General features: G+C 73.5%; 24 protein-coding genes. 11 read left to right on the top strand and 13 right to left on the bottom strand.

Annotated features, from left to right (window positions below):
* Positions 1–67: 67 nt before the first annotated feature.
* From purU to O2W20_RS07150, 5 genes are all read right to left on the bottom strand, one after another.
* Positions 68–943, bottom strand: coding sequence for a formyltetrahydrofolate deformylase (purU, locus tag O2W20_RS07170; protein ID WP_269173328.1), 876 nt, complete (start codon positions 941–943; stop codon positions 68–70).
* A 48-nt stretch (positions 944–991) separates the two neighbouring features.
* The gene (gene ligD, locus O2W20_RS07165) at positions 992–1906 is read right to left on the bottom strand and encodes a non-homologous end-joining DNA ligase (RefSeq protein WP_269173329.1); all 915 of its coding nucleotides are present in this window, start codon (positions 1904–1906) and stop codon (positions 992–994) included.
* On the bottom strand, positions 1903–3387 hold the full coding sequence (ligD, locus tag O2W20_RS07160) for a non-homologous end-joining DNA ligase (protein WP_269173330.1): 1485 nt from the start codon (positions 3385–3387) through the stop codon (positions 1903–1905). The genes ligD (O2W20_RS07165) and ligD (O2W20_RS07160) overlap by 4 nt, the downstream gene beginning before the upstream one ends.
* A gap of 6 nt (positions 3388–3393) precedes the next feature.
* Positions 3394–4398: a non-homologous end joining protein Ku gene (gene ku, locus O2W20_RS07155; RefSeq protein WP_269173331.1), complete on the bottom strand. Its 1005-nt coding sequence runs from the start codon at positions 4396–4398 to the stop codon at positions 3394–3396.
* A gap of 196 nt (positions 4399–4594) precedes the next feature.
* The gene (locus O2W20_RS07150; protein ID WP_269173332.1) at positions 4595–5185 is read right to left on the bottom strand and encodes a DUF1360 domain-containing protein; all 591 of its coding nucleotides are present in this window, start codon (positions 5183–5185) and stop codon (positions 4595–4597) included.
* A 175-nt stretch (positions 5186–5360) separates the two neighbouring features.
* Between O2W20_RS07150 and O2W20_RS07145 the strand changes: the two genes are divergently transcribed.
* Together O2W20_RS07145 and O2W20_RS07140 are read left to right on the top strand one after the other, a co-directional pair.
* Positions 5361–5879, top strand: a complete 519-nt coding sequence (locus tag O2W20_RS07145; RefSeq protein WP_269173333.1) for a hypothetical protein — start codon at positions 5361–5363, stop codon at positions 5877–5879.
* A gap of 259 nt (positions 5880–6138) precedes the next feature.
* Entirely contained in the window at positions 6139–6537 is a 399-nt protein-coding gene (locus tag O2W20_RS07140) for an STAS domain-containing protein (RefSeq protein WP_269160889.1), read from the top strand.
* Positions 6538–6626: 89 nt separating this feature from the next.
* Here the strand turns inward: O2W20_RS07140 and O2W20_RS07135 are convergent, their stop codons facing one another.
* A complete protein-coding gene (locus O2W20_RS07135; protein ID WP_269173334.1) occupies positions 6627–7634 on the bottom strand; it encodes a DNA topoisomerase IB in 1008 nt (335 codons plus the stop codon).
* Positions 7635–7929: 295 nt separating this feature from the next.
* Here O2W20_RS07135 and O2W20_RS07130 point away from each other — a divergent pair, with 295 nt between their 5' ends.
* The gene (locus tag O2W20_RS07130; protein ID WP_269173335.1) at positions 7930–8427 is read left to right on the top strand and encodes an ATP-binding protein; all 498 of its coding nucleotides are present in this window, start codon (positions 7930–7932) and stop codon (positions 8425–8427) included.
* 125 nt (positions 8428–8552) lie between these two features.
* Entirely contained in the window at positions 8553–9410 is an 858-nt protein-coding gene (locus O2W20_RS07125; RefSeq protein ID WP_269173336.1) for an RNA polymerase sigma factor SigF, read from the top strand.
* 114 nt (positions 9411–9524) lie between these two features.
* Here O2W20_RS07125 and O2W20_RS07120 read toward each other — a convergent pair whose 3' ends face one another.
* Together O2W20_RS07120 and O2W20_RS07115 are read right to left on the bottom strand one after the other, a co-directional pair.
* Positions 9525–10772 (bottom strand): SPFH domain-containing protein, encoded by a 1248-nt coding sequence (locus O2W20_RS07120; protein ID WP_269173337.1) that lies wholly within the window; start codon positions 10770–10772, stop codon positions 9525–9527.
* A 101-nt stretch (positions 10773–10873) separates the two neighbouring features.
* Complete coding sequence (locus tag O2W20_RS07115; protein WP_269173338.1) at positions 10874–11305, bottom strand: NfeD family protein; 432 nt, start codon at positions 11303–11305, stop codon at positions 10874–10876.
* A 136-nt stretch (positions 11306–11441) separates the two neighbouring features.
* On the opposite strand from O2W20_RS07115, the gene O2W20_RS07110 reads away from it, so the two are divergent.
* The gene (locus tag O2W20_RS07110; protein WP_269173339.1) at positions 11442–12182 is read left to right on the top strand and encodes a hypothetical protein; all 741 of its coding nucleotides are present in this window, start codon (positions 11442–11444) and stop codon (positions 12180–12182) included.
* An 83-nt stretch (positions 12183–12265) separates the two neighbouring features.
* Here O2W20_RS07110 and O2W20_RS07105 read toward each other — a convergent pair whose 3' ends face one another.
* From O2W20_RS07105 to fabG, 3 genes are read right to left on the bottom strand one after another with little or no spacing between them, the layout of a single operon-like run.
* Entirely contained in the window at positions 12266–13435 is a 1170-nt protein-coding gene (locus O2W20_RS07105) for a ferrochelatase (protein WP_269173340.1), read from the bottom strand.
* Positions 13436–13442: 7 nt separating this feature from the next.
* Positions 13443–14222: an enoyl-ACP reductase FabI gene (gene fabI / locus O2W20_RS07100; protein ID WP_269173341.1), complete on the bottom strand. Its 780-nt coding sequence runs from the start codon at positions 14220–14222 to the stop codon at positions 13443–13445.
* The gene (gene fabG / locus O2W20_RS07095; RefSeq protein WP_036338415.1) at positions 14222–14926 is read right to left on the bottom strand and encodes a 3-oxoacyl-ACP reductase FabG; all 705 of its coding nucleotides are present in this window, start codon (positions 14924–14926) and stop codon (positions 14222–14224) included. The genes fabI and fabG overlap by 1 nt, the downstream gene beginning before the upstream one ends.
* A 108-nt stretch (positions 14927–15034) precedes the next feature.
* Here fabG and O2W20_RS07090 point away from each other — a divergent pair, with 108 nt between their 5' ends.
* Positions 15035–15325, top strand: coding sequence for a hypothetical protein (locus O2W20_RS07090; RefSeq protein WP_269173342.1), 291 nt, complete (start codon positions 15035–15037; stop codon positions 15323–15325).
* A 52-nt stretch (positions 15326–15377) separates the two neighbouring features.
* Here O2W20_RS07090 and O2W20_RS07085 read toward each other — a convergent pair whose 3' ends face one another.
* Both O2W20_RS07085 and O2W20_RS07080 read right to left on the bottom strand, forming a co-directional pair.
* Complete coding sequence (locus O2W20_RS07085) at positions 15378–16613, bottom strand: MFS transporter (RefSeq protein ID WP_269173343.1); 1236 nt, start codon at positions 16611–16613, stop codon at positions 15378–15380.
* An 85-nt stretch (positions 16614–16698) separates the two neighbouring features.
* Complete coding sequence (locus O2W20_RS07080) at positions 16699–17655, bottom strand: LysR family transcriptional regulator (protein WP_269173344.1); 957 nt, start codon at positions 17653–17655, stop codon at positions 16699–16701.
* A 107-nt stretch (positions 17656–17762) separates the two neighbouring features.
* Between O2W20_RS07080 and O2W20_RS07075 the strand changes: the two genes are divergently transcribed.
* The 5 genes from O2W20_RS07075 to O2W20_RS07055 are packed head-to-tail and all read left to right on the top strand — an operon-like array spanning position 17763 to position 23028.
* A complete protein-coding gene (locus O2W20_RS07075) occupies positions 17763–18764 on the top strand; it encodes a cyclase family protein (RefSeq protein ID WP_269173345.1) in 1002 nt (333 codons plus the stop codon).
* 14 nt (positions 18765–18778) lie between these two features.
* Positions 18779–19909, top strand: coding sequence for an FAD-dependent oxidoreductase (locus O2W20_RS07070; protein ID WP_269173346.1), 1131 nt, complete (start codon positions 18779–18781; stop codon positions 19907–19909).
* Between the two features lie 14 nt (positions 19910–19923).
* Entirely contained in the window at positions 19924–20865 is a 942-nt protein-coding gene (locus tag O2W20_RS07065; protein ID WP_269173347.1) for a VOC family protein, read from the top strand.
* Positions 20865–21827: a fumarylacetoacetate hydrolase family protein gene (locus tag O2W20_RS07060; protein ID WP_269173348.1), complete on the top strand. Its 963-nt coding sequence runs from the start codon at positions 20865–20867 to the stop codon at positions 21825–21827. The genes O2W20_RS07065 and O2W20_RS07060 overlap by 1 nt, the downstream gene beginning before the upstream one ends.
* Before the next feature lie 16 nt (positions 21828–21843).
* Positions 21844–23028, top strand: coding sequence for an alpha/beta hydrolase family protein (locus O2W20_RS07055; RefSeq protein WP_269173349.1), 1185 nt, complete (start codon positions 21844–21846; stop codon positions 23026–23028).
* Positions 23029–23060: the final 32 nt, after the last annotated feature.

Genomic DNA, 23060 nt, shown 5'->3' with positions numbered 1-23060 from the left:
TGACTCAGTCAAGACAAGCGGACGTGCCCCTTGCCACTCGGGTGGCCCTGCACGGGGCCGGCCGTGACTATGCGAAGACGATGGTGCGGTCGCCTTCGACGACGACGCGGTCCTCGACGTGCCAGGTGACCGCCTGGGCCAGCACCTGGCGCTCGACGTAGCGACCGATGCGGCGCATGTCCTCGACCGTGGCGCGGTGGTCGACCCGGGCCACCTCCTGCTCGATGATCGGGCCGGCGTCCAGCTCCGCGGTCACGTAGTGCGCGGTCGCCCCGATCAGCTTCACGCCGCGGTCGTGGGCGGCCCGGTACGGGTTCGCGCCGACGAAGGCCGGCAGGAAGCTGTGGTGGATGTTGATCAGCCGCTCCGGGAAGCGGCTGCAGAAGTCGGCCGAGACGATCTGCATGTAGCGGGCCAGCACGACGAGGTCGACGTCGCCGATCAGCTCCAGGGCGCGGGCCTCGGCGGCGTCCTTGGTGTCGGGGGTGACCGGCACGTGGTGGAACGGCACTCCGTGAGCCCGGGCCACGGGCTCCAGGTCGGGGTGGTTGGACACGATGGCGGCGATCTCGGCCCGCAGGTCACCTGCGTCGACCCGGTAGAGCAGCTCCTGCAGCACGTGGTCGGCCTTGGAGACGAACACCGCCAGTCGCGGGGTGTGGGCCGCCTCGGTCAGCCGCCAGGTGAACTGCCACTCCCCCGCCAGGCCGGCGAGCGCGGCCTCCAGCTCGGTGCGTCGGGTCGCCAGGTCGGCGAGGACGAACTCCAGCCGCAGGGTGAAGGTGCCGCCCAGCGGGTCCGAGGAGTGCTGCTGGGACTCGGTGATGTTGGCGCCGGCCTCGGCCATCAGCCCGGAGAGCACCGCGACGATGCCCGGCCGGTCGGGGCAGCGGACGACCAGCCGCCCCAGGTCGGTCGTGTGGGGCTCTCGTGGCGCTGACATGCACCAGATGGTCTCAACAGCGACGCGCCGCGCCGCTGGGTGGGTCGGTCAGGGCAGGGCGGCGCGGGTGCGGGCGGCGACGTCGAACAGGTCGCCGTGCTCGGCGACCCGGGCCAACACGTCGTCGGTGCGGAACCGAACCGACTCGGGGTCGCCGCCCTCGCGCAGCGCGTCGACCTCGGCCCAGCGCAGCGGGGTGGACACCGTGGCGAACGGCCGGGCCCGCAGCGAGTAGGGCGCGACCGTCGTCTTCGCGGTGTTGTTCTGGCTCCAGTCGACCAGCACCTTGCCCGGCCGCAGCGCCTTCTCCATCCGCCAGACCACCGCCTCCGGCGTCTGCCGGGCGAGCTCCTGGGCCAGCGCCTTGGCGTACCGGCTGGGGTGGTCCTTGTCGGCGCACTCGATCGGCGCGTAGACCTGCATCCCCTTGGACCCCGACGTCTTCACCACCGGGTCCAGCCCGTCGGCGACCAGTCGGTCCCGCAGCCGGTGCGCGACCTGCGCGCACTCGACCACCCCGGCTCCCGGGCCCGGGTCGAGGTCGAGGACCAGCAGGTCGGGCAGCTGCGCCGTCCCGGCGTCGTCGACCTGCCACTGCGGCACGTGCACCTCCAACGCGGCGAGGTTGGCCGACCAGGCCAGGTCCGGGACGGCAGAGAGCAGCACCATGTCCAGCGTCTCCCGCCCCCGGGACGAGCCGGGCGAGGGCACCGTCACCGACCGCACCCACTCGGGGGCGTGCCGGGCGCTGTTCTTCTCGAAGAACGCCTTGCCCTCGACGCCGGACGGCCAGCGGGTGAAGGTGACCGGCCGGTGCGCCACGTGCGGGAGCAGCACCGGCGCGATCCGCACGTAGTAGTCGATCACCTGGGCCTTGGTGAACCCCACCTCGGGGAAGAGCACCTTCTCCAGGTTGGAGACCTCCAGCTGGCGGCCCTCGATCTGCACCCGCTGCCGGCTCATCCGGGCTCCACCACGACGTCGGCCGGGGCCACGTCCTCGCGCAGCCCGCGCCAGGCCGGGTGCCGCAGCTTGCCCTCGCGGGTCCACTCGGTGAACGCGACCTCGCCGACCAGCACCGGCTCGACCCAGTGCGCGTCCCGGGTCACCTCGCGCGGCAGCGGGTCGGCGAACGGCGCGGACCCCCGCGGGGTGAGCAGCGGCTCGAGGTCGGCCAGCGCCTTCGCGGTGAAGCCGGTGCCCACGTGCCCGGCGAAGACCAGCCGGCCTTCCTCGTCGTGCACCCCGAGCAGCAGGGAGCCGATGCCGCCGGCCCGCCGCCCGGCCCCGGGGCGCCAGCCGCCGACGACGACCGACTGGGTGCGCAGGTTCTTGACCTTGCGCCAGTCCGGTCCGCGGCCACCCGGCCGGTAGACGGAGTCCAGCCGCTTGGCGACGACGCCCTCCAGCCCGTTCTCCCGGCTGGCCGCCTGCACCTGCTGCCCCACGCCGGCGGTGTCGCCGCGGAACCAGGGGGTGGTGACCCAGCGGTCCGAGCCCAGGCCGAGCGCGTCCAGCCGCTCGCGGCGGGCGGTGTAGGGCAGCCCGAGCAGGCTCTCGCCGTCCAGCGCCAGCAGGTCGAAGACCAGGTAGCTGACCGGGGCGGCCGCGGCCAGCCGGGCCACCTCCGGCCCGGTGCGGTGCATCCGGCCCTGGAGCAGCCCGAAGTCCGGCCGGCCCCGCGCGTCGAGCGCGACGACCTCGCCGTCGACCACCGCGTCGTGCCCGGCCAGGGCATCCGGCAGCGGGCCCAGCTCGGGGTAGCTGGCGGTGACGTCGTTGCCGCTGCGGGCCCGCAGCCGGACCCGCCCGGAGCGCACGTGCGCCAGCGCCCGGACGCCGTCCCACTTGAACTCGTAGCCCCAGCGCAGGTCACCGGCCGCAGGGAGCTCCCCGATCGCGGCCAGCATCGGCGGCAGGTCCTCCGGCACGCCGTCGGCGACGGGCCCGGCGACCACCGGGTCGGGATCGAGCTTGCGCAGCGCCCAGCTGCCGTCGGGCAGCCGGAACAGCACGTGCCGCCCGGTCAGCCGCTGCCCGTCGAACGCCACGGTGACGTGGTCGTCCTTCCACGTCTCGGCGGCGTAGCGGCCGGCGTCCCAGATGGTCGACACGCCCGCGCCGTACTCGCCGGCGGCGATCGTGCCGGAGAAGGACGCGTACTCCAGCGGGTGGTCCTCCGTGGGGACGGCGAGCCGGTTCACCCCCGGCTCGGTCGGCGGACCCTTCGGCACCGCCCAGCTCTTCAGCACGCCGCCGCGTTCCAGCCGCAGGTCCCAGTGCACCCGCTCGCCGGTGCGGCCGCGCGGCGTGCGGTGCTCGTGGACGACGAAGGTGTCGTCGTCCCCGATCGGCAGGGGTTGCCCGGCCGGCGGGACCGGCTCGGCGGTACGGGTCGGGTCCCGCTTGGCCCGGTAGGACGCCAGCGGGTCGGCGGCGGCCACCGCGGGTCAGGCGGTCTTGCGCGGGCGGGAGGCGCGCTTGGCCGGCTTCGCCGGCTCGTCGCCCTCCTCCGCCGCGGCCTTCTTCGGCGCCGCCTTCCGGGCCGGGGCCTTCTTCGCCGGGGTCTTCTCCCCGGCGGCCGCCTTCTTCGCCGGTGCCTTGCGCGCGGTCGTCTTCTTCGCCGGGGCGGCGTCGGTCTCGTCGTCCGCGCCGTCGTCCGGACCGGCGGCGGGGGTGCTGCCGCCGGCGCGCTCGACGCTCCGCCGCAGCGCGCTCATCAGGTCGACCACCGCGCCACCGCCGTCGTCGGCGGCGTCGGGCGCGGGCTGGACCTCACCGCCGGACTGCTTGGCCTCCAGCAGCGCGGTCATCGCCTCGCGGTAGTCGTCGGTGAACTGGGTGGCGTCGAAGTCCCCGGCCATCGTGGAGATCAGCGACTCCGCCATGGCCAGCTCCTGCGGGCGGACGGCCACCTCCTCGTCGAGGAAGCTGAACGCGGGCCGGCGGATCTCGTCGGGCCAGCGCATGGTGTGCAGCACCAGCACGCCCTCCCGGACCCGCAGCGCGGCCAGTGACTCCCGCTGCCGGATGGCGATCTTGGTGATCGCCACCTGGCCGGCGTTCTCCAGCGCGGTGCGCAGCAGCACGTAGGGGCGGGTCGCGACGCCGTCGGGCTCCAGGTAGTACGTCTTCTCGAAGTGGATCGGGTCGATCTGCTCCTGGTCGACGAACTGGAGCACCTCGATCTCGTGCGTGGTGCCCAGCGGCAGCTGGTCGAAGTCCTCGTCGGTCAGCACGACCAGCTGGCCGTCGGGGAGCTCGTAGCCCTTGGCGATGTCGCCGTACTCGAGCTCCTCGCCGTCGACCGAGCAGACCCGGCGGTACTTGACCCGGCCACCGTCGGCCTTGTGCACCTGGTGGAACCGGATGTCGTGGTCCTCGGTGGCCGAGTACAGCTTCACCGCGATGCTGACCAGACCGAAGGAGACCGCGCCGCGCCAGATCGACCGCATGACCGCCTCCTGTCCGCGGGGTCCGGTGACGCCCGCCGTCTCGACAAGATCACAGGATAGGTGCCCGGGTGCCGGCGCGGCAGCCCGAGACGGTCACGGAGCGCAGCGCCTCACCCGGTCGGGGACCACGGAGCCCGGCGGCACGCCGCGGATCGCCGGCACCCGGCGGCCACGCAGCGTGACGCCCGCCTCGTGGTCAGACCTCCTGGCCGGTGAGGCTCTCCGCGTCCTCGTCGCCACCGGGCCGCAGCCCGCCGTTCTGGATGGCGTCGTAGACGAACTGGAGGACGTCGGAGCCGGCCACCATGGTCATCGTCAGCGCGGCCAGCCGGGTGGCCCGCGGTGCGGTCACGTAGCCGAGCACGAAACCCGTGCCGACCCACTGCGCCATGCAGAACGGGCAGGTCAGCAGCTCCCCCACGGCGTGCTTGACGCCCCCGTGCTCGCGCACCTCCTCGGCGACCTCGGCCTCACCCGACGTCCCCTGGTAGCTGACGAACGGCGCGCGCACCGGGGCGGTGACCGGGTCCTTGGCGATCCGCCGGGCCAGCCGGAAGGTGCCGACGGTCAGCAGGACGGCGTCACCCAGGGGGATCCGGCTGGGGAGCTCGCGCCCCGACACCCGGATCGCCGTGGCCGCCGCGCCCACCAGGCCCACGTAGACGCTCATCGCCCCCAGGTCCGCGGCCAGCGGCCGGGCCTCTCCCTGCGTGTACTCCTCCTGCTGGGTGCGGGCCCAGCGGCGGACCGGCCGCCCGATCCGCTGGACCTCGTCTGTGATCGCCATGCCGCGCCGGTACCCGCGCCCCCCGGTGCCATGCGGCGGCGGGAGGCAGATCACGCATGCCCGGCAGGGCCTCGGGTAGGGGCCGACCACGACGCCGGTCGCCCGACCGGCTCCCCCGTCCCCCCGGACGGACGAGCGCGCCCGCCCCTGTGGCGCGCAGAACGGAGGCACTCCCATGACCGACCCGGACCGCGCCGCCCGCGACTCCGCACTCAACGACGCCGAGTTCCCCGACGACGAGCGTGGGCTCACCGGCACGGCGGACGGCCCCCGCGGCGACGTCGGCCCCGAGGGTCAGACCGCCCGCGACGTCTTCCCCGAGGACAACGGCATCCCCGAGGTCTCCCAGGACGACAGCCCCACCATGGCCCGCGCCGAGGACCCGGAGTTCGCCCCCGAGCCCGGCGACCGCGCGCACCAGGCCGTCGACTTCGGGACGACGGCACGCGAGCAGTCCGAGGGCGAGTCGCTGAGCGGCCGGCTGGAGCGGGAGATCCCGGAGGACGCGCCCGACGTGCGCCCCGCCGAGGACCCCGACCGGGCCGTCGCCCAGCTGGACCAGGACGAGGACACCGACCGGCTCAGCGACTCCGGGACCAACCGCACCGGCGACGACGTCGAGGCGTTCGCCGATGCGCCGGTCGGGGGCGAGGGCCCCGAGGAGAGCGCGGTGCACGTCGTCGAGGGCACCTGAGCCCTGCCGTTGCCCGACGGACCGGCCCGGTGTGGCCGGTCGGTCGAGCGGTTGAGCACTGGATTGGTGCCGCGATCATGACGCGGCTAGGTTGGGCGCCACGGTTGAGCAGCCAGCCGTGGCCTGCCCGAGGACTCCTCGGGAGGTGTTCACGAACCTCGGTGTCCCGGGCCGCGTCTGGTCCGGACGGTGTACCGCAGTACATTGTCCGGGCACCCGCGTGCCCGCCAGGCATCGCCGCTGAGAGGAGCTGCAGTCCGTGACCTCATCCGACTCACCCGCCGAGGGCTCGCGCGACGTGTCAGCCCCGGCTGACTCGAACGACGCGCCCTTCGACGACGTGATCACGCTGTCGACGTCCACCGACGACGACGGCACGGTCACCGTGACGGTCGTCGGCGAGGTCGACACCTTCACCGCCCCCGTCCTCCGGGCGTCCCTGGACACCCAGCTCGAGCAGCAGCCGACCGCGCTGGTCATCGACCTGTGCGGCGTCCAGTTCCTCGGCTCGGCCGGCCTGGCCGTGCTCGTGGAGACCCAGAAGTCGGCGCGCTCCCGCGACGTCGGCCTGCGACTGGTGGCCAACACCCGCGCCGTGACCCGGCCGCTCGAGGTCACCGGCCTCATCGACCTGTTCACGATCGCCGAGAAGGCCTGAGGAAGGCCCCCTCTCCAGGGGCCGCACACACCACGACGACGGCGCTCCACCTCCGGGTGGGGCGCCGTCGTCGTGTCCGGGGTCGTTCTTCAGGCGCTGAGCAGCTGGCAGACCGCCGCCTCGATCTTCCTCTGCGCGGTCCGGTCGTCCGGGGCCTGCGCGGCGTCCGACAGTGCCTCGGCGACCGTCTCGCCATGCTCGTAGCGGTCGACCACGCGAGGGTCGACGTAGCTGTTCTTGCAGACCGTCGGGGTGTTGCCCAGCTGCTCGGAGACCTTGACGTAGGCCTCCCGCACCGCCCGCTTGCGCGCTGTCCGACTGCTCGGCGTGGGGCTCTCGGCCAGCGTGGCGGCCATCATCACCGTCGCCGTCCAGGTGCGGAAGTCCTTGGCGGTGATCTCCGCCCCGCTGACCTCCTTCAGGAAGGCGTTGACCTCGTCGCTGGTCACGTCGTGCCAGTTCCCGTCCGCCAGCCGGTAGCCGAGGAGCTCTTCGCCCTCCTCCGCCGGCCGCTCCAGCAGCTGCCGGACGACGGTCGCGGTCGGCCGGTCGAGCAGCTCGACCTCCCGGTCGATGCCGCCCTTGGCGGTGTAGTGGAAGAACACCCGCTCCCCGCGCACCTCGACGTGCTCGCGGCGCAGCGTGGCGAGCCCGTAGGTGCCGTTGTCCTCGGCGTACTGCTCGCTGCCCACCCGGAAGGCGCCCAGGTCCAGGAGCCGGACGGCGCACGCCAGCACCCGCTCACGGTTGAGCCCCCGGGTGCGCAGCGCGGACGCCACCTCGTCCCGGACGTCGGGCAGCTGGTGGGAGATCTCCAGCACCCGCTGGTGCTTGGCGGCGTCCCGCTTGACTCGCCACTCGTCGTGGTAGCGGTACTGCCGCCGCCCGGCGGCGTCGGTGCCGACGGCCTGGATGTGGCCGTTGGGCCAGGGGCAGATCCAGACGTCCTTCCAGGCCGGGGGGATCGCCAGCGCCCGCAACCGGTCCAGCCGGTCGTCCTTGATGGGGACACCGGCCTCATCGAGGTAGGAGAAGCCCTTGCCGGCGCGACGCCGGGTCCAGCCCGGGGCGTTCACGTCACTGCGCCGCAGTCTCACGACCGGAGGATGCGCACGACCGGGTCGGCCCAAACACGGGCGGTCACCACGCTTCCCGGTCGGGCGGTCGTCGTGCACGGTGACCGCCGGCGGGACGTTTGACGAGATGCCCCAGCGGGCAACGCAGCCAGGCGGTCGGTCTACCGTCAAGGGAGCCGGGCCTGGCCCGGCACCCGTCGCCGAGCGACCGTTCGTCGTTCGCGCTCCGAGCTGGAGCCGCGAGGGCGGGTGCGCGACGACGAACAGCCGCGCTCCCGTCCGGGGGTGCGGAGGCGAAAGAAGGAGCGAACGACGCATGGTCGACACGACGGGCGCCGCCACCGGCGAGCGGCGCACCGAGCGGCTGGAGCTGCGGGTCCCCACCTCGCCCACCCAGCTGCCCGCGGTGCGGGCGATGACGGGTGATCTGGCGATGCGGATGGACTTCGACCTCGACGCGGTCGAGGACCTCCGCCTGGCCGTCGACGAGGCCTGCGCGACGCTCTCCTCCGTCGCCCTGGGCGATGCACCGCTGACGGTCGTGTTCGAGGCTGCGCGCGACGGCCTGCGGATCGATGCCTGGGTGCCGACGGCGCCCGGTGTCGACGTGCCGCGGGACGGCTTCGGCTGGGCGGTGCTGCACACCCTGGTCGACACGGTCGAGGCCGGGCCGAGCAACCAGTCGGCCGTGCCGGCCGGCAACGGCCAGGCCACGCCGGTCGCCTGCATCAGCCTGGTCAAGAAGCTGCGGCGCTACAGCCCGATCGACGCCCTGCCCGAGCAGTCCGACCCCGACGTGTCGGTCGCACGGTGACCCGGTCGGCTGCTCCGGACTCCCCGGCTGCCGACGACGCCGTCCTCGGCCCGGGTGAGCCCACCGGGTCCCCGACCCCGGCCGCCGAGACCCCTGCGGGCGCCGGCGCTGCCCCGGAGACCCAGATGACGACGGAACCCACGGAGCCGACCCCCACGGAGTCCGCTGCCGAGACCCCTGCGGTCGCCTCGGAGGCTGCCGCCGACCCGGCGCCCATGTCGGACAACCGGAAGCGGGCCGAACGGACCGCGCCCCTGTTCGCCGAGTTGGCCACGCTGGACAAGGGCGACCCGCGCCGCGAGCGGTTGCGGGAGATCCTGGTCGAGGAGCACCTCCCGCTGGTCCGGCACTTCGCCCGCCGGTTCAGCAACCGTGGTGAGCCGTTCGACGACCTCCTCCAGGTCGGCACCCTCGGCCTGATCGCGGCGATCGACCGGTTCGACCCGAGCCGCGGGGTGGAGTTCCTCTCCTTCGCCGTGCCGACCATCACCGGTGAGATCAAGCGGCACTTCCGCGACCAGGGCTGGTCGGTGCGGGTGCCGCGGCGCCTGCAGGAGCTGCACCTCTCGCTCAACGCAGCGGTCAGCGAGCTGTCCCAGAAGAACGGCCACGCACCGACGCCGTCCGAGCTCGCCGAGCACCTCGGCATCCCCCGGGCGGAGGTCCTCGAGGGCCTCGCGGTGGCCAACGCCTACCGCAGCAGCTCGCTGGACGAGCGCCTCTCCGGCGAGGAGGACTCCCCCACCCTGGCGGCGACGCTCGGCGAGGAGGACGCCGCCCTGGAGGGCGTGGAGTACCGCGAATCGCTGCAGCCGCTGCTGGCCACCATCCCGCCGCGGGAGCGCCGGATCCTGATCCTGCGGTTCTTCGGCAACATGACCCAGTCGCAGATCGCCGCGGACATCGGCATCTCCCAGATGCACGTGTCCCGGCTGCTCAGCCAGACCCTGGCCAAGCTCCGCGAGGGCCTGCTCAAGGACTGACGAAGGACCCCCTTGCCCCCCACCGCTCGCAGGCTCGCGGCGGGACCCTGCAAGGGGGCCGGACGCCGATGGCCCAGGACTCGTCGAGTCCTGGGCCATCGGCGTCTCCGTGCGTCAGGAGGGCGGCAGCTCCAGCGGGTCGTCGTCCGCGGGGCGGTTGCGCGGGTCGGCGGCCGGGCCGCTCTCCTGCACGTCCTGCTTGACCTGGGACAGCGGCGGCGGCTTGGGGATCTGCGGCGCCGTCCCCTCCGCCTGGTCGACGATGCTGGACAGCGAGATCTTGGCCTCGGGCTGGTCGGCGGCCGGCGGCAGGTTCGAGTCGAACCAGCTGCTGGTGTCCAGCGACGACGCCGGCGGCTGGGTCGCCCCAGCACCCTGCCCGCCGGAGGGAGCGTCGACGTCCAGCCAGCTGCGCTGCCCCTCGCCGTCGTCGCCGCCACCCAGCTTGGACAGCCCCTCCAGCGCCTTGCTGAACTCGCTGGGCACGATCCACATCTTGTTGGCGTCGCCCTGGGCGATCTTCGGCAGCGTCTGCAGGTACTGGTAGGCCAGCAGCCCCTGGTCGGGCTTGCCGTCGTGGATGGCCTGGAACACCGTCTCGATGCTCTTCGCCTGCCCCTGCGCCTGCAGGAAGAGCGCGGCGCGCTCACCCTCGGCGCGCAGGATCCGGCTCTGCCGCTCGGCCTCGGCGTCCAGGATCGCGGCCTGCTTCTTGCCCTCCGCGGAGAGGATCGAGGCGGCCTTCTGGCCCTCGGCGGTGGTGATCGCCGACTGCCGCTGCCCCTCGGCGGTCAGGATGACCGCGCGCTTGTCGCGGTCGGCGCGCATCTGCTTCTCCATGGAGTCCTGGATGGAGGCCGGCGGGTCGATGGCCTTGATCTCCACCCTGGCCACCCTCAGCCCCCAAGGACCGGTGGTGCCGTCGAGCACGTCGCGCAGCTGGGAGTTGATGCCGTCCCGGCCGGTCAGCGCCCCCTCGAGGTTCAGCCCGCCGACGACGTTGCGCAGCGTCGTGGTGGTGAGCTGCTCCATGCCGGTGATGTAGTTCGCGATCCCGTAGACCGCCAGCCGCGGGTCGGTCACCTGGAAGTACAGGACCGTGTCGATGCCGACCTGCAGGTTGTCGGCGGTGATCACCGGCTGCGGCGGGAAGGAGATGACCTGCTCGCGCAGGTCGATCGTGGCGCGCACCCGGTCGACGAACGGCACGAGGAGCGCCAGACCGGGTGAGAGGGTGCGACTGTACCGGCCCAGGCGCTCGACCACCTTCGCCTGCGCCTGGGGGACGATCGTCACGCTCTTGGCCAGGATGAAGGCCACGAGCACGGCGATCACGATCAGAGCGATGAGGGCGGGTTCCACGAGGGCGGTGCTCCGTTCCTAGGAGTGGTGCGGCGAACCGATCCTCCCCCGTCCGGCTTCCCGCGGGCACCCCTGGGGCCCCCGGTCACCCGATCGCGGGCTCAGAGGTGGCTGACGTAGGCGATCGGGCCCTCGATCTGCACGATGCGGACCTCGGCACCGACCTCGTAGGCCTCGTCGTCGAGCTGGGTGCGCGCCGTCCACTCGTCGTCGCCGAGCCGGATGCGCCCCTCGTCGTTGTCGACCCGCTGGCTGACCACGGCCTCGCGGCCCACGTAGGTCGCGACGCCGTCGATCTGCTCGGGCGTCCGGTCGACCAGGTGCCGCTTCGCGACCGGCCGGACGAGCACGAGCAGCCCGACCGAGACGACGATGAAGGCGATCACCTGCAGCAGCACCGGCCCGCCCAGCAGCGCAACGCCCATGCCACCCAGCGCGCCACCGGCGAACATCAGCAGGACCAGGTCCAGGCTGGCGACCTCACCGGCCGCGAACAGGCCTGAGGCGATCAACCAGAGCAACCAGGCGGGCACGCTCCGAGTCTGGCACGAGGAGGCGCGATCCGGCTCCCGTCCCACGCCCGGCGGTGCACCGGGCTCCGCCGCGGCGGCGCACCGGCGTGATCGGTCTGTGCCGGACGGTGGCGGGACCGTCGTAGCCTCGTTCACCGTGCACGACATCGCCGCCGGCCGGTTCGCCGTCTGGGCCACCGCCTGGCTCACCGGCCGCAGTTCCTACGACGAGGCGCTCGACGTCCTGCTGGGCGAGACCGCCCACCGGGTCGTCGGGCTGCCCGGCACCGACGAGGCGGTGCCGCTGGGCTGGGCGCTGAGCGCCCTGCGCGGGCTGGGCGAGCAACGGCTGCGGCTGGTGCTGCCGGTCCCCGGTGACACCCGCGGTCTGCCGGCGGTGCCGGAGCTGGTGGCGCTCGGCCTGGAGTCCGGGCAGGCCGCCGTGGGGTCCCGGCTCGCCCTGGTCCCGGAGGCGCTGGGGCCCGAGGCGGTCTCCTGGGCGGCGGTCTCCCTCGACGGCGGCCCGCCCCTGGCGCCGCCGGCGGAGGGCAACCTGCGGGCGGTCTCCGGGGCACTGGACCTCGCCGTCGGTGACGCGGCCCGGACGCTCGCCTCGCTGGACCTGGCGCGGTGGAACCCCGAGGTCCCCGGGCTGCTGGCCGGGCTGGCCCGCACGGTGCACGCCCCGGGGCTGCCAGCCGACCACGACCCGGTGGCGCTGTCGGTGCTGGGCCGGGCGCAGCGGTTGTCCCAGGTGCTGGACCTGGCGATGGCCGACGCGCCGGGGGCTGCGGTCACCCACGCCCAGGCAGCGGCCCGCGACGAGGCGCTGCGCCCGCTGGCCACCGCCGTCCGCGAGGCGACGGTCGCCGCCTACAACTGGGTCCCGCGCGGCTGAGCCGCGGCGCTCTCCCGCCGTTCCACCCGCTCTGACGCCGCTTCAGTCGCGTCAGAGCGGGCGGGGGTGCGCGAGAGCGACTCTCAGGCGGCCGGGCGGGCCGGGCGCTTCACGAAGCAGCAGCTGGCCGGGCAGTTGGTGCCCAGCCGGGGCTCTCCGCCGGACCGGCGCTCGGCCAGCAGCTCCCGCAGCGACGCCACGAACGCCGGGTGCGTGCCCGCGGTCGCCGCCCGGGCGAAGGTCAGCCCCAGCTCGCCGGCGGTCTCCTCCGCCTCGTTGTCCAGGTCCCAGATGACCTCGAGGTGGTCGGAGATGAAGCCGACCGGGAAGAGGACGACGGCGGTCTCCCCCGACTCGGCCAGCGCCCGCAGGTGGTCGTTCACGTCCGGCTCCAGCCAGGGCACCGACGGCGGCCCGCTGCGGCTCTGCCACACCAGGTCGAAGCCCCGCCCCGGTGCCGCCGCCTCGACGACCAGCTCGGCGGCCCGCTGCAGCTCGGCCTCGTAGGCCCCGCCGTCCGGCCCGGCCACCGCGGCCATCGCGTTCGGGATGCTGTGCGCGGTCGCCACCAGCCGGGCGGTGCCGCGGACCTCCTCGGGCAGCGAGGCCATCGCGGCGGCCAGCGCCTCGGCGTTGGCCTGGACGAACCCCGGTGCGTCGAAGTAGTGCGGCAGCTTCTCGGCGGTGGGGCCGGTCGGCGCGGTGGGGTCGAGCTCCAGCGCGACGCGGGCCCGGGCGACGTCCTCGTGGTACTGCCGGCAGCCGGAGAACGAGGCGTAGGCGGAGGTGGCGAGCACGTAGGCGTGCTCGATGCCGTCCTCGGCCATCTGCCGCCAGGCGTCCTCCACGTAGGGCGCCCAGTTGCGGTTGCCCCAGTACACCGGCAGGTCGATGCCGGCCCCGGCGAGCTCGGCCTCCAGCGCGGCGACCAACGCCTTGTTCTGGTCGTTGATCGGGCTGACCCCGCCGAAGTGGTGGTAGTGCTCGGCGACGGCCTCCAGCCGCTCGGGTGGGATGCCCCGGCCGCGGGTGACGTTGAGCAGGAACGGCATCACGTCGTCGTGGCCCTCGGGGCCGCCGAAGCCGAGCACCAGTAGCGCCTCGCGGCGCCCGGCCGGGGCCGGCTCGGCCGAGGGGGCCACGCCGCCGTTGTTGCGCACGGCCAGCGACGGTTCCTGGTCGGGCTGCTGGCCGGGAGGGGTGATGGAGGCACCTGCGGGGAGGGGGTTCCCGGGGCTTGCGAGGTCGGTCACGAGACCGTCATACCCCCACAGCGTGGAAGCCGCCGTCGACGTGCACGATCTCACCCGTCGTGGCCGGGAACCAGTCCGAGAGCAGCGCGGTGACGGCCTTGCCGGCCGGCTCGGTGTCGGTGACCGACCAGCCCAGCGGCGCGCGGCCCTCCCATGCCTCCTCGAACTGCGCGCTGCCCGGGATCGACTTCATCGCCATGGTGCGCAGCGGGCCGGCGGCGACGAGGTTCACCCGGACGCCCTCGGGACCGAGCTCCCGGGCCAGGTAGCGGGAGGTCGACTCCAGGGCGGCCTTGGCCGCGCCCATCCAGCCGTAGACCGGCCACGCGACGGTAGCGTCGAAGGTCAGCCCGACCACCGAGGCGGTGTCGCCGAACAGCGGGCGGCAGGCCTGGGTCAGCGAGGCCAGCGACCAGGACGAGACCTGGAACGCGGTCGCCGCGTGCTCCCACGCCACCTCCGGGAAGCCGTCGCCCATCGCCTCCTGCGGGGCGAAGCCGATGGAGTGGACGACGCCGTCGAGAACAGCACCGTCGTCGCCCAGGTGCGGGCGCAGCCGGTCGGCCAGCGTGGCCAGGTGCTCGGTGTTCGTCACGTCCAGCTCGACCACCGCCGCCTCCTGCGGCAGCCGCTTGGCGATCCGCTGGCACAGCGACAGGGCCCGGCCGAAGTTGGACAGGACGACGGTGGCGCCCTGCTCCTGCGCCAGCCGTGCGACCGAGAACGCGATCGACTGCTCGGTCAGCACGCCGGCGACCAGGATCTTCTTGCCGTCCAGAATGCCCATCAGTGCCCCATCCCCAGTCCGCCGTCGACCGGGACGACCGCCCCGGTGATGTACCCCGCCTGCTCGCCCGCCAGGAAGCGGACGACGCCGGCGATCTCGTCTGCCTCGGCGAGCCGCCCCAGCGGCACCTGCCCGAGGATCTCCTGCTGCCGCTTCTCGGGCAGCTCCGCGGTCATGTCGGTCGACACGAACCCCGGCGCCACCACGTTGGCGGTGATGTTGCGCCCGCCCAGCTCCCGGGCGATCGAGCGGGCGAGCCCGACCAGGCCGGACTTGCTCGCCGCGTAGTTGACCTGCCCGGCAGAACCGAGCAGCCCGACGACCGAGGAGATGAAGATCATCCGCCCCGCCCGGGCGCGCACCATCTTCGGCGCCGCCCGCTTGGCGACCCGGTAGGCGGCGGTCAGGTTGGCGTCGATGACATCCGTGAACGCGTCCTCGCCCATCCGCAGCAGCAGCCCGTCGCGGGTGATCCCGGCGTTGCTGACCAGCACCTCGACCGGGCCCTGGTGCTCCTCGACCTCGGTGAAGGCGCGGTCGACGGCGGCGGCGTCGGTGACGTCGCACTGCACCCCGAACAGCCCCTCGGGGGCGCCGCTGCCGCGGTGGGTCACCGCCACGGAGTCACCCGCCTCGGCGAACGAGCGGGCGATGGCGAGCCCGATCCCCCGGTTGCCACCGGTCACCAGCACCGACCTGCCCACTGCACCCACCTCATCGAGCCGACCGTGCAATCGTCGGAGTGAACCTAGTCGGTGGGCGCAGGTCACACCGGACGAGCCCCGACGTCGATCCCGCCGCACACTGGCCGGGTGACGTCGTCCCCGCCGGGCCCGCGCGGTCTCGTCCGGCTGCTGAACACCGCCGATGGGCGGGCGCTGTGCCTGGCCGGCGCGGTGGACGCCGACGTCGTCCTGGCGTTCCAGCGGCGCTACGGCCGCGAGCCGGTGCGGGTGGACGTGATCGACGCCGGGTCGGTGACCTCGTTGTCCGGCGCGGCGCTGGAGCTCGTCCGCGACCACCTGGACGTCGCTGCCCTGGGCGGGCGGACGGTCACGCTCCGGCGGTCCCCAGCCTTCGGCCGGCTGCTCCAGCAGATTTAAACCCGGCGCGGGCGGGGCCTGCGCGACACAGGCCCCGCCCCGGCCGATCAGGTCAGTGCGCTGCCACCGCCGTCGGCCGGGCCAGCCGGACGCCGACCGCGGCCACTACGGACAGCGCGCCGAGCACCGTGAGCGCGGACCCCAGACCGTCGAGCACGCCGCTGAGCGCCAGCACCACCAGCGGGCAGACGAACTGCCCGAGGAACAGGGCCGACGTCCAGACCCCGGTGGCCCGGCCGCGCTGCTCGAACCCGAGTGAACCGAGCGCCCAGCTGAGCAACGCCGGCAGCAGCAGCCCGTTGCCCAGCCCGGTGACGACGGCGCAGACCGCCACCACCGGCACAGACGAGGCCATCGCCAGGCCGATCAGGCCCAGGCCGGAGAGGAGGAACGCCACCGGGATGGTGACCACCGGCCCCAGCCGGGTGAGCCGGCCGAAGGCGAACGCTCCCGCCGCGGTGCCCAGCGAGCCGATCGCGCTGACCGCGCCGATCGTGGCGGTGGACTCGATGCCCAGGGCGTCGAGCTTGAACGACAGCTCCACGATCAGCACGTAGAAGACCAGGCCACCGAAGAGGGTCACGCCGACCGGCGCAGCCAGCTGGTGCCAGGGCAGCGCGGGCAGCTTCCCGGTGCGCACAGCCGAGCCGGCCGCCGGCTGCCAGACGTGCCGCGCGGCCAGGACGGCGAGCGGCAGGCTCACCGCGTACAGCCAGAACGGGGCCCGCCAGCTGCTCTCCCCCAGGGCGCCGCCCAGCCCGAAGAAGAGCGTCGCCGCGACGGTGGTGCACATGACCTGGTAGCCGAAGTAGCGCTCCCGCTCCGGGCCGGAGAAGTAGTCGGCCAGCAGGGTGGTGCAGCAGGTCATGATCGCCGCCTCGGTCAGCCCGACGAGCACCCGGCTGGCCACGATGAGCTCCAGCGAGTCCAGCCAGAGCGGCGCCGTCCCGACCAGTGCGTAGGCGACCAGGGCGCCGACGAGGAGCCGCTTGCGGCCCACCCGGTCGACGATCCGGCCGGCGATCATCGCGGTCAGCCCGATCACCAGGGCGGGCGCGGTGAGCACGATCGGAGCGAGCGCCTGCACTCCCGGCGTGCCGGCGAAGGCGTCCTCGATCGCGGGCAGCACCGGCGCCAGCAGCACCGAGCCGAGCACGGCCAGGCAGCTGGAGAGCAGGAGCACCGCGACCTGCGGGCGCCCGGCGGGCCGGCCCGTGACGGGGTCGACGGCCCGGCCCGGGCTGGGCGGCTCGGACAGCCGCGGGCGGCTCGGTGCGGACTCGGACACGGGCGTCTCCTCGGGTTCGGCGCCGGTCGGCGGTGACCGGCAGCACTGACCGAGGAGTGTCAGGACGGCGCCGGGCGAGCGGAAATCACTTCTCCTGGGGTCGGCCATCAGCTCCGTCGATGCCCAGCGGGCCGTCGACGGCCTGCCGGGCGGCCCGGGCGATGACGTCGCGCAGGTAGCGGTGCTCGGGGTCGTCGTCCAGTGCCGGGTGCCACCACATGGCCTCGACCAGCGGGCCGGCCTCGAACGGGCAGGGCAGGGCCCGGATCCCGACGCCGAGCGGGAGCATGTCCACCAGCCGCCGTTGCAGCAGCGCGATCCGGTTGCTGCCGGCGACCAGGGTCGGCACGGTGATGAAGTCCTCGGTCACCACCTGCACCCGCGGTTCGATCCCGAGCATCCGCATCTGCCGCGCGGCCGGGGTGGAGGCGGTCTGCCCGTGGTAGGTCACCACCCACGGCAGCGTCCGCAGGTGGTCCACGGTGAGCCCCTCGTCGGCCACGGGGTTGTCCGACGAGACCACGCACACCCACTCGTCGCGGTAGAGGTCCTGGTGGGAGAGGTCGCTGACGAAGCCGTGCGGCAGCAGCATCACGTCGGCGCCCAGCAGCGTCTGCTCCGCCCGCTCGACCAGGGCCGGTGAGTGCGGGGTGAGGCGCAGCCGGGTGTGCGGCGCCTCCTCGCCGAGCAGCCCGGCGAGGGTGTCGCCCAGCACCACCACCACGTAGTCGCTGACCAGCACGGTGAACTCCCGTGTCGAGGACGACGGGTCGAACTCCGGCTGGGCGGTGAACACCCGTTCCGCCCCGGCGAGCGCCAACCGGGACAGCTCCCGCAGCTGGACGGCGAGCGGGGTCAGCCGGTACTCGTTCCCCGCCCGGGTCAGCAGCTCGTCGTCGAAGTGCCGGCGGAGCCGGGCCAGCGACGCCGACAGCGCCGGCTGGCTCAGGCCCATCCGCGCCGCAGCCCGGGTCACGCTGCGCTCCTGCAGGAGGGCGTCGAGGGAGACCAGCAGGTTGAGGTCCAGCCGGGCCAGGTTCATGGACGGCGAGTATCCACGCCGTCTATGCCGCGCATCAGCACTCTCGTCTTCCCTGATCGCTCGCCGTCGCCGAACGTCACGTGAGTCGCTTCAAGGAGGAAACCGACGTGACCCACGATGCACCGACCGAGCTCGACCGTTCCGACCCGGAGTCCGCCATCGCCGCGGCTGCGAAGCGCTGCTCCAACTGGGGCCGCTGGGGTGCCGACGACGTCCTCGGCACGCTGAACTTCCTCGACGAGGCCAAGCGTCTGGAGGGCGCCCGGCTGGTCCGGCGCGGGGCGAGCTTCTCCCTCGCCCAGTCCTTCGACATGGACGGCCCGCAGAAGGGCTGGCGGCGACGCACCAACCCGGTGCACACCATGCTGGACACCGGCACCGATGCCGAGCGTGGCGTGCAGGGCTTCCCGCACGGCATCGGCGGAGCCGATGACGTCATCTCGATGCCGCTGCAGGCCTCCACCCAGTGGGACGGGCTCGGCCACATCTTCGACCACGGCATGGCCTGGAACGGCCGCCGCGCCGGCGACGTGGTCACCAGCGCGGGCGACGCGGTCACCGGGATCGAGACCGTCGCCGCACTCCTCGCCGGCCGCGGCGTCCTGCTCGACGTCGGCCGGGCGCTCGGCACCGACGGCGAGCTGCCCGACGGCTTCGCGATCACCACCGAGCACCTGGCGGCCACGATCGCCGCACAGGGCGAGACCGCTCGGGTCGGCCGCGGCGACCTGCTGCTGGTGCGCACCGGCCGGCTCGCCCGCGCCCGGCGGGACATCGCCGAGGGCCGCGGCTGGGGCGACTACGCCGGCGGTGACGCCCCCGGCCTGTCGTTCACCACCGCCGACTGGCTGCACGGCACCGAGATCGCCGGCATCGCCACCGACACCTGGGGCTTCGAGGTGCGGCCCAACGAGTTCGACGTCGCCTTCCAGCCACTGCACCAGGTGTGCATCCCCAACATGGGCCTGTTCCTCGGCGAGATGTGGGACCTCGACGCGCTCGCCGCCGACTGCGCGGCCGACGGCGTCTGGGAGTTCTTCCTCACCGCCGCTCCCCTGCCCGTGACCGGCGCCGTCGGCGCACCGGTCAACCCCATCGCGGTCAAGTGACGAAGGAGTCCCCCGTGCCCGCAGTGAACGACGTCCTCGTCGTCGGCAGCGGCCTGGCCGGTGCCGCCACGGCCATCCACCTGGCCAGCCGCGGTGTCGCCGTCGACCTGCTCGAGATCAAGCCGGACGTCGCCGCCCTCGGCTCGGGCATCACCCTGCAGGGCAATGCGCTGCGGGAGCTCCGCACGCTGGGCGTCTGGGAGCAGGTCGCCGCGGCCGGCTACGCCTTCGACGTCACCGGCATCCGGGCCCCCGACCCGCACGGCTCCGTGCTCGCGGAGATCCCGGACGCGAAGACCGGCGGCCCGGACCTGCCCGCGGCGATGGGCATGCCCCGCCCGGAGCTGGCCCGGATCCTCTGCGACCGGGCCACCGAGGTCGGCGTGAAGCTCCGCCACGGCACCACGTTCACCGAGCTCACCCAGGACGACGACGGCGTCGACGTCACCTTCTCCGACCACTCCACCGGCCGCTACGACCTGGTGGTCGGCGCCGACGGACTCCGGTCCTGGACCCGCCGGGCGCTGGGGATCAACCTGGAGACCCGCTCGATCGGCATGGGCATCTGGCGGGCGTTCGGCCCGCGTCCGGCCAGCGTCACGCGTACCGACCTGTACTACGGCGGGCCGTCGTTCATCGCCGGCTACTGCCCCACCGGCGACGACTCGCTCTACGCCTACATCGTCGAGCCCGCCCAGGACCGCAGCGGCCTCTCCCCGGACGAGCAGCTGGCCACCATGCGGGAGCTGTCGGAGGCCTACCACGGCCCGTGGGACGAGATCCGCGAGACGCTCACCGACCCCTCGCGGGTCAACTACACCTGGTTCGAGACCCACGTGCTCGACGAGCCGTGGAACCGCGGCCGCGTCGTGCTGATCGGCGACGCCGCGCACACCTGCCCGCCGACGATTGCGCAGGGCGGCGCGATGGCCCTGGAGGACGCCGTCGTCCTGGCCGAGCTGCTCACCGAGCGGACCGCGCTGGACGAGGACCTCTGGGACGCCTTCCACGCCCGGCGGTACGAGCGCGCGAAGACCGTCGTCGACGCCTCCAACACCCTCGCCCAGTGGCAGCTCGACCACGTGCAGGGCGATGCGCCCGCGCTCTTCCGCCAGATCGCCACGCTCACCAGCCAGCCCGCCTGAACGGGAGGACCATCATGACCCAGCAGCGCCTGATCACCCACCTGCGGCACGTCGACCTGGCCGTGCCCGACTTCGGCAAGCAGCTCGACTTCTACTCCGGCACCTGGGGCCTGAGCACCGAGCACACCGACTCGGGCCTGGCCTTCCTCGCCGCTGAGGGCTCCCCGGAGCAGTACATCGTGCGGCTGCGGCAGTCGGCCGACAAGCGGGTCGACCTGATCTCCTTCGGCACGGCCGCCGCCGCCGACGTCGACACCCTCGCCGGGCAGCTCGCCGCCGACGGGGTGCAGCTGATCGGGGAGCCGGACACCCTGCAGACCCCCGGCGGCGGCTACGGCTTCCGGTTCTTCGACAACGAGGGCCGCACCGTCGAGATCAGCTCCGACGTCGCCGTGCGGCAGCACCGGACGGTCGAGGAGGGCGAGTCGATCCCGGTGCGGCTGAGTCACGTCGTCCTCAACTCCGCCGACCCCGAGGGCACCGTCGCCTTCTACGAGAAGCACCTGGCCTTCGCCCTGTCCGACACCCTGATGCACCCGCGGATGGGCAGCATGATGTGGTTCCTGCGCACCAACGCCTGGCACCACAGCATGGCGGTCGCCCGCGGCCCGCACCCCTCGCTGCACCACGCCTCCTTCGAGCTGCGCGGCATCGACGAGTACATGCGCGGCACCGGCCGGCTGCTGCGCCAGGGCGTGGAGAAGATCTGGGGCCCGGGTCGGCACCTGGCCGGCAACAACACCTTCAGCTACTTCCTCGACCCGCACGGCAACACCGTCGAGTACACGACGGAGCTCGACGTGCTGGACGAGGACACCTGGCACCCGCACGTGTACGACTTCAGCGACCACGAGGTCTCCGACCAGTGGGGCACTGCCAACGCGATGAACGAGTTCGTCGCCCAGCGCTCGTTCAACGACCCCGACACGGGCCTGTTCGTGGCCCCGCCGGTCTGATGCGGTTCGCCACCTGGGCACACGCCGGCTCGGTCCGGGCGGGCGTCGTGTCCGACGCCGGCGTCCACGCCCTCCCTGCCGGGACCTCCGTGCTGGACCTGGTGCGGGCCGGGTTGCCCGCCGCGTTGGAGGCCGGCGCCGCCGCGCTGGACGGCCCGTCGGTCGCGCTGGCCGACGTCCGGCTGCTCCCCCCGCTCGAGGCGCCGACGGTGCGTGACTTCGTCGCGTTCGAGGAGCACGTCGAGGGCGTGGTCGCGGGGATGGGACAGGGCGGCGGCGTGGTGCCCGAGTGGTACGAGGCGCCCACCTTCTACTTCACCAACCCCTACGCGCTCGTCGGCGCGCACGACGACGTCCCGGTGCCGCCGGGCTCGCAGCGGTTCGACTTCGAGCTGGAGGTCGCCGCCGTCATCGGCATCGACGGCGCGTCCCTTACGCCGGAGGAGGCCCGCGGGCACGTCTTCGGCTACACCGTGCTCAACGACTGGTCGGCCCGGGACCTGCAGGCCCGGGAGATGAAGGTGAACCTCGGCCCGGCCAAGGGCAAGGACTCGGCCACGACCCTCGGCCCCTGGCTGGTCACCGCCGACGAACTGGAGCCGTACCGGGACGACGACGGCTTCCTGGCCCTGCAGATGCAGGTCAGTGTCAACGACGTCGAGATCGGCCGAGACCTGCTGTCCAACATGGGCTGGCCGTTCGAGGAGCTCATCGCCTACGCCTCCCGCGGCACCGTCGTCCGCGCCGGCGACGTGCTCGGCTCGGGCACGTGCGGCAACGGCGGCTGCCTGGCCGAGCTGTGGGGCCGCCGCGGCGAGCAGGCCCCGCCGCCGCTGCGACCCGGCGACGTCGTCGAGATGACCGTCGAGGGCATCGGCACCGTCCGCAACCGCGTCGTCCCCGGCGTGCAGCTGCCGCCGGTGGCCCCAGCCCGCCCGCGCACCCGCCAGCGCACTCCCTGACCGGAAGAGAGACACCGTGTTCGAGTACTTCCCCACCGGCCCCTACACCTGGAACCTCGGCGTCGTCGCGACGCTGAACTCCGGCGGCCTGATCGACGAGGTCGACCGGGCCTGCCGGCCGATCAAGGACGCCGCGAACGCCGGCGAGGACGCCGGGACCCCGGACTTCCTGCGCGCCTGGCGGGCACTCACCGACCAGCTCGCCGGCCAGGCCGAGGAGGCGGAGAAGGCCGGGCACACCCGCACCGCCGGCCAGCTGTGGTTCCGGGCCAGCAACTACCTGGCCCAGGCCGAGCGGATGCTCTCCCACGCCGACCCGAACCGGGTGCCCACCTACCGGCGGATGCTCGAGATCGCGCAGAAGGCGTTCGAGCTGCACAGCCCGCGGGTCAGCCGGGTGGAGATCCCGTACGAGGGCACCACGCTGCCGGCGTACTTCAGCGCCGCCCCCGCCACCGACGACGGGCCGGCCCCGGTCGTCGTCCTGGTCAACGGGCTGGACTCCACCAAGGAGCACATGTACGCCTCCGACCACTGGGCGGAGCTGGCCGCCCGCGGCATCTCCTGCCTGATGCTCGACCAGCCCGGCACCGGTGAGGCGCTGCGGCTGCAGGGGCTCACCGCCCGGATCGACGCCGAGGTGTGGGCCGGTGCGTGCATCGACTGGCTGGAGACGCGCAACGACGTCGACGCCAGCCGGATCGGGATCGTCGGCTGGTCGCTGGGCGGCTACTACGCCCCGCGGGCCGCGGCCTTCGAGAAGCGCTTCGCGCTCTGCGTCGCCTGGGGCGCCAACCACGACTGGGGTGCGGTGCAGCGCCGCCGGCGGGAGCGTGAGGGCGAGCGGCCGGTCCCCCACTACTGGTCGCACGTGCTCTGGGTGTGGGGGCACGACGGCGACGAGGCTCACCTCGATGCGTTCCTCGACTTCGCCGACGCGGTGAACCTCGACGGCGTGGTCGAGCAGATCACCGTGCCGTTCCTCGTCGCCCACGGCGCCGACGACCGGCAGATCCCGGTGTCCATGGCGCACCGCTCCTACGACCAGGCGGTCAACTCCCCCAAGCGGGAGCTGCGCGTCTTCACCGCCGCGGAGGGGGCCACCGAGCACATCGGCCTGGACCACCTCCCGCACGTCAGCACCTACATCGCCGACTGGGTCGCCGACACCTTCGCCGAGCACCAGGGCGCCCGCGGCTGAGTGCGGCTGGGGGCCGTGCGCCCGCGAGCGGA

The sequence above is a fragment of the Modestobacter sp. VKM Ac-2982 genome (assembly GCF_026967935.1).
GTDB lineage: Bacteria > Actinomycetota > Actinomycetes > Mycobacteriales > Geodermatophilaceae > Modestobacter.
Note: the sequence above shows the minus strand (reverse complement) of the source record. Positions and strands in the feature narration are given on the sequence as shown.

Bases quoted from the DNA above. Each gene is read 5' to 3' on its own strand.
- O2W20_RS07125 (WP_269173336.1), top strand. From the start codon at position 8,553: ATGACGACGGAACCCACGGAGCCGACCCCCACGGAGTCCGCTGCCGAG.
- purU (WP_269173328.1), bottom strand. From the start codon at position 943: ATGTCAGCGCCACGAGAGCCCCACACGACCGACCTGGGGCGGCTGGTC.
- fabI (WP_269173341.1), bottom strand. From the start codon at position 14,222: ATGGGCATTCTGGACGGCAAGAAGATCCTGGTCGCCGGCGTGCTGACC.
- O2W20_RS07065 (WP_269173347.1), top strand. From the start codon at position 19,924: ATGACCCAGCAGCGCCTGATCACCCACCTGCGGCACGTCGACCTGGCC.
- ligD (WP_269173329.1), bottom strand. From the start codon at position 1,906: ATGAGCCGGCAGCGGGTGCAGATCGAGGGCCGCCAGCTGGAGGTCTCC.
- O2W20_RS07130 (WP_269173335.1), top strand. From the start codon at position 7,930: ATGGTCGACACGACGGGCGCCGCCACCGGCGAGCGGCGCACCGAGCGG.
- O2W20_RS07060 (WP_269173348.1), top strand. From the start codon at position 20,865: ATGCGGTTCGCCACCTGGGCACACGCCGGCTCGGTCCGGGCGGGCGTC.
- O2W20_RS07145 (WP_269173333.1), top strand. From the start codon at position 5,361: ATGACCGACCCGGACCGCGCCGCCCGCGACTCCGCACTCAACGACGCC.
- O2W20_RS07080 (WP_269173344.1), bottom strand. From the start codon at position 17,655: ATGAACCTGGCCCGGCTGGACCTCAACCTGCTGGTCTCCCTCGACGCC.
- O2W20_RS07150 (WP_269173332.1), bottom strand. From the start codon at position 5,185: ATGGCGATCACAGACGAGGTCCAGCGGATCGGGCGGCCGGTCCGCCGC.
- ku (WP_269173331.1), bottom strand. From the start codon at position 4,398: ATGCGGTCGATCTGGCGCGGCGCGGTCTCCTTCGGTCTGGTCAGCATC.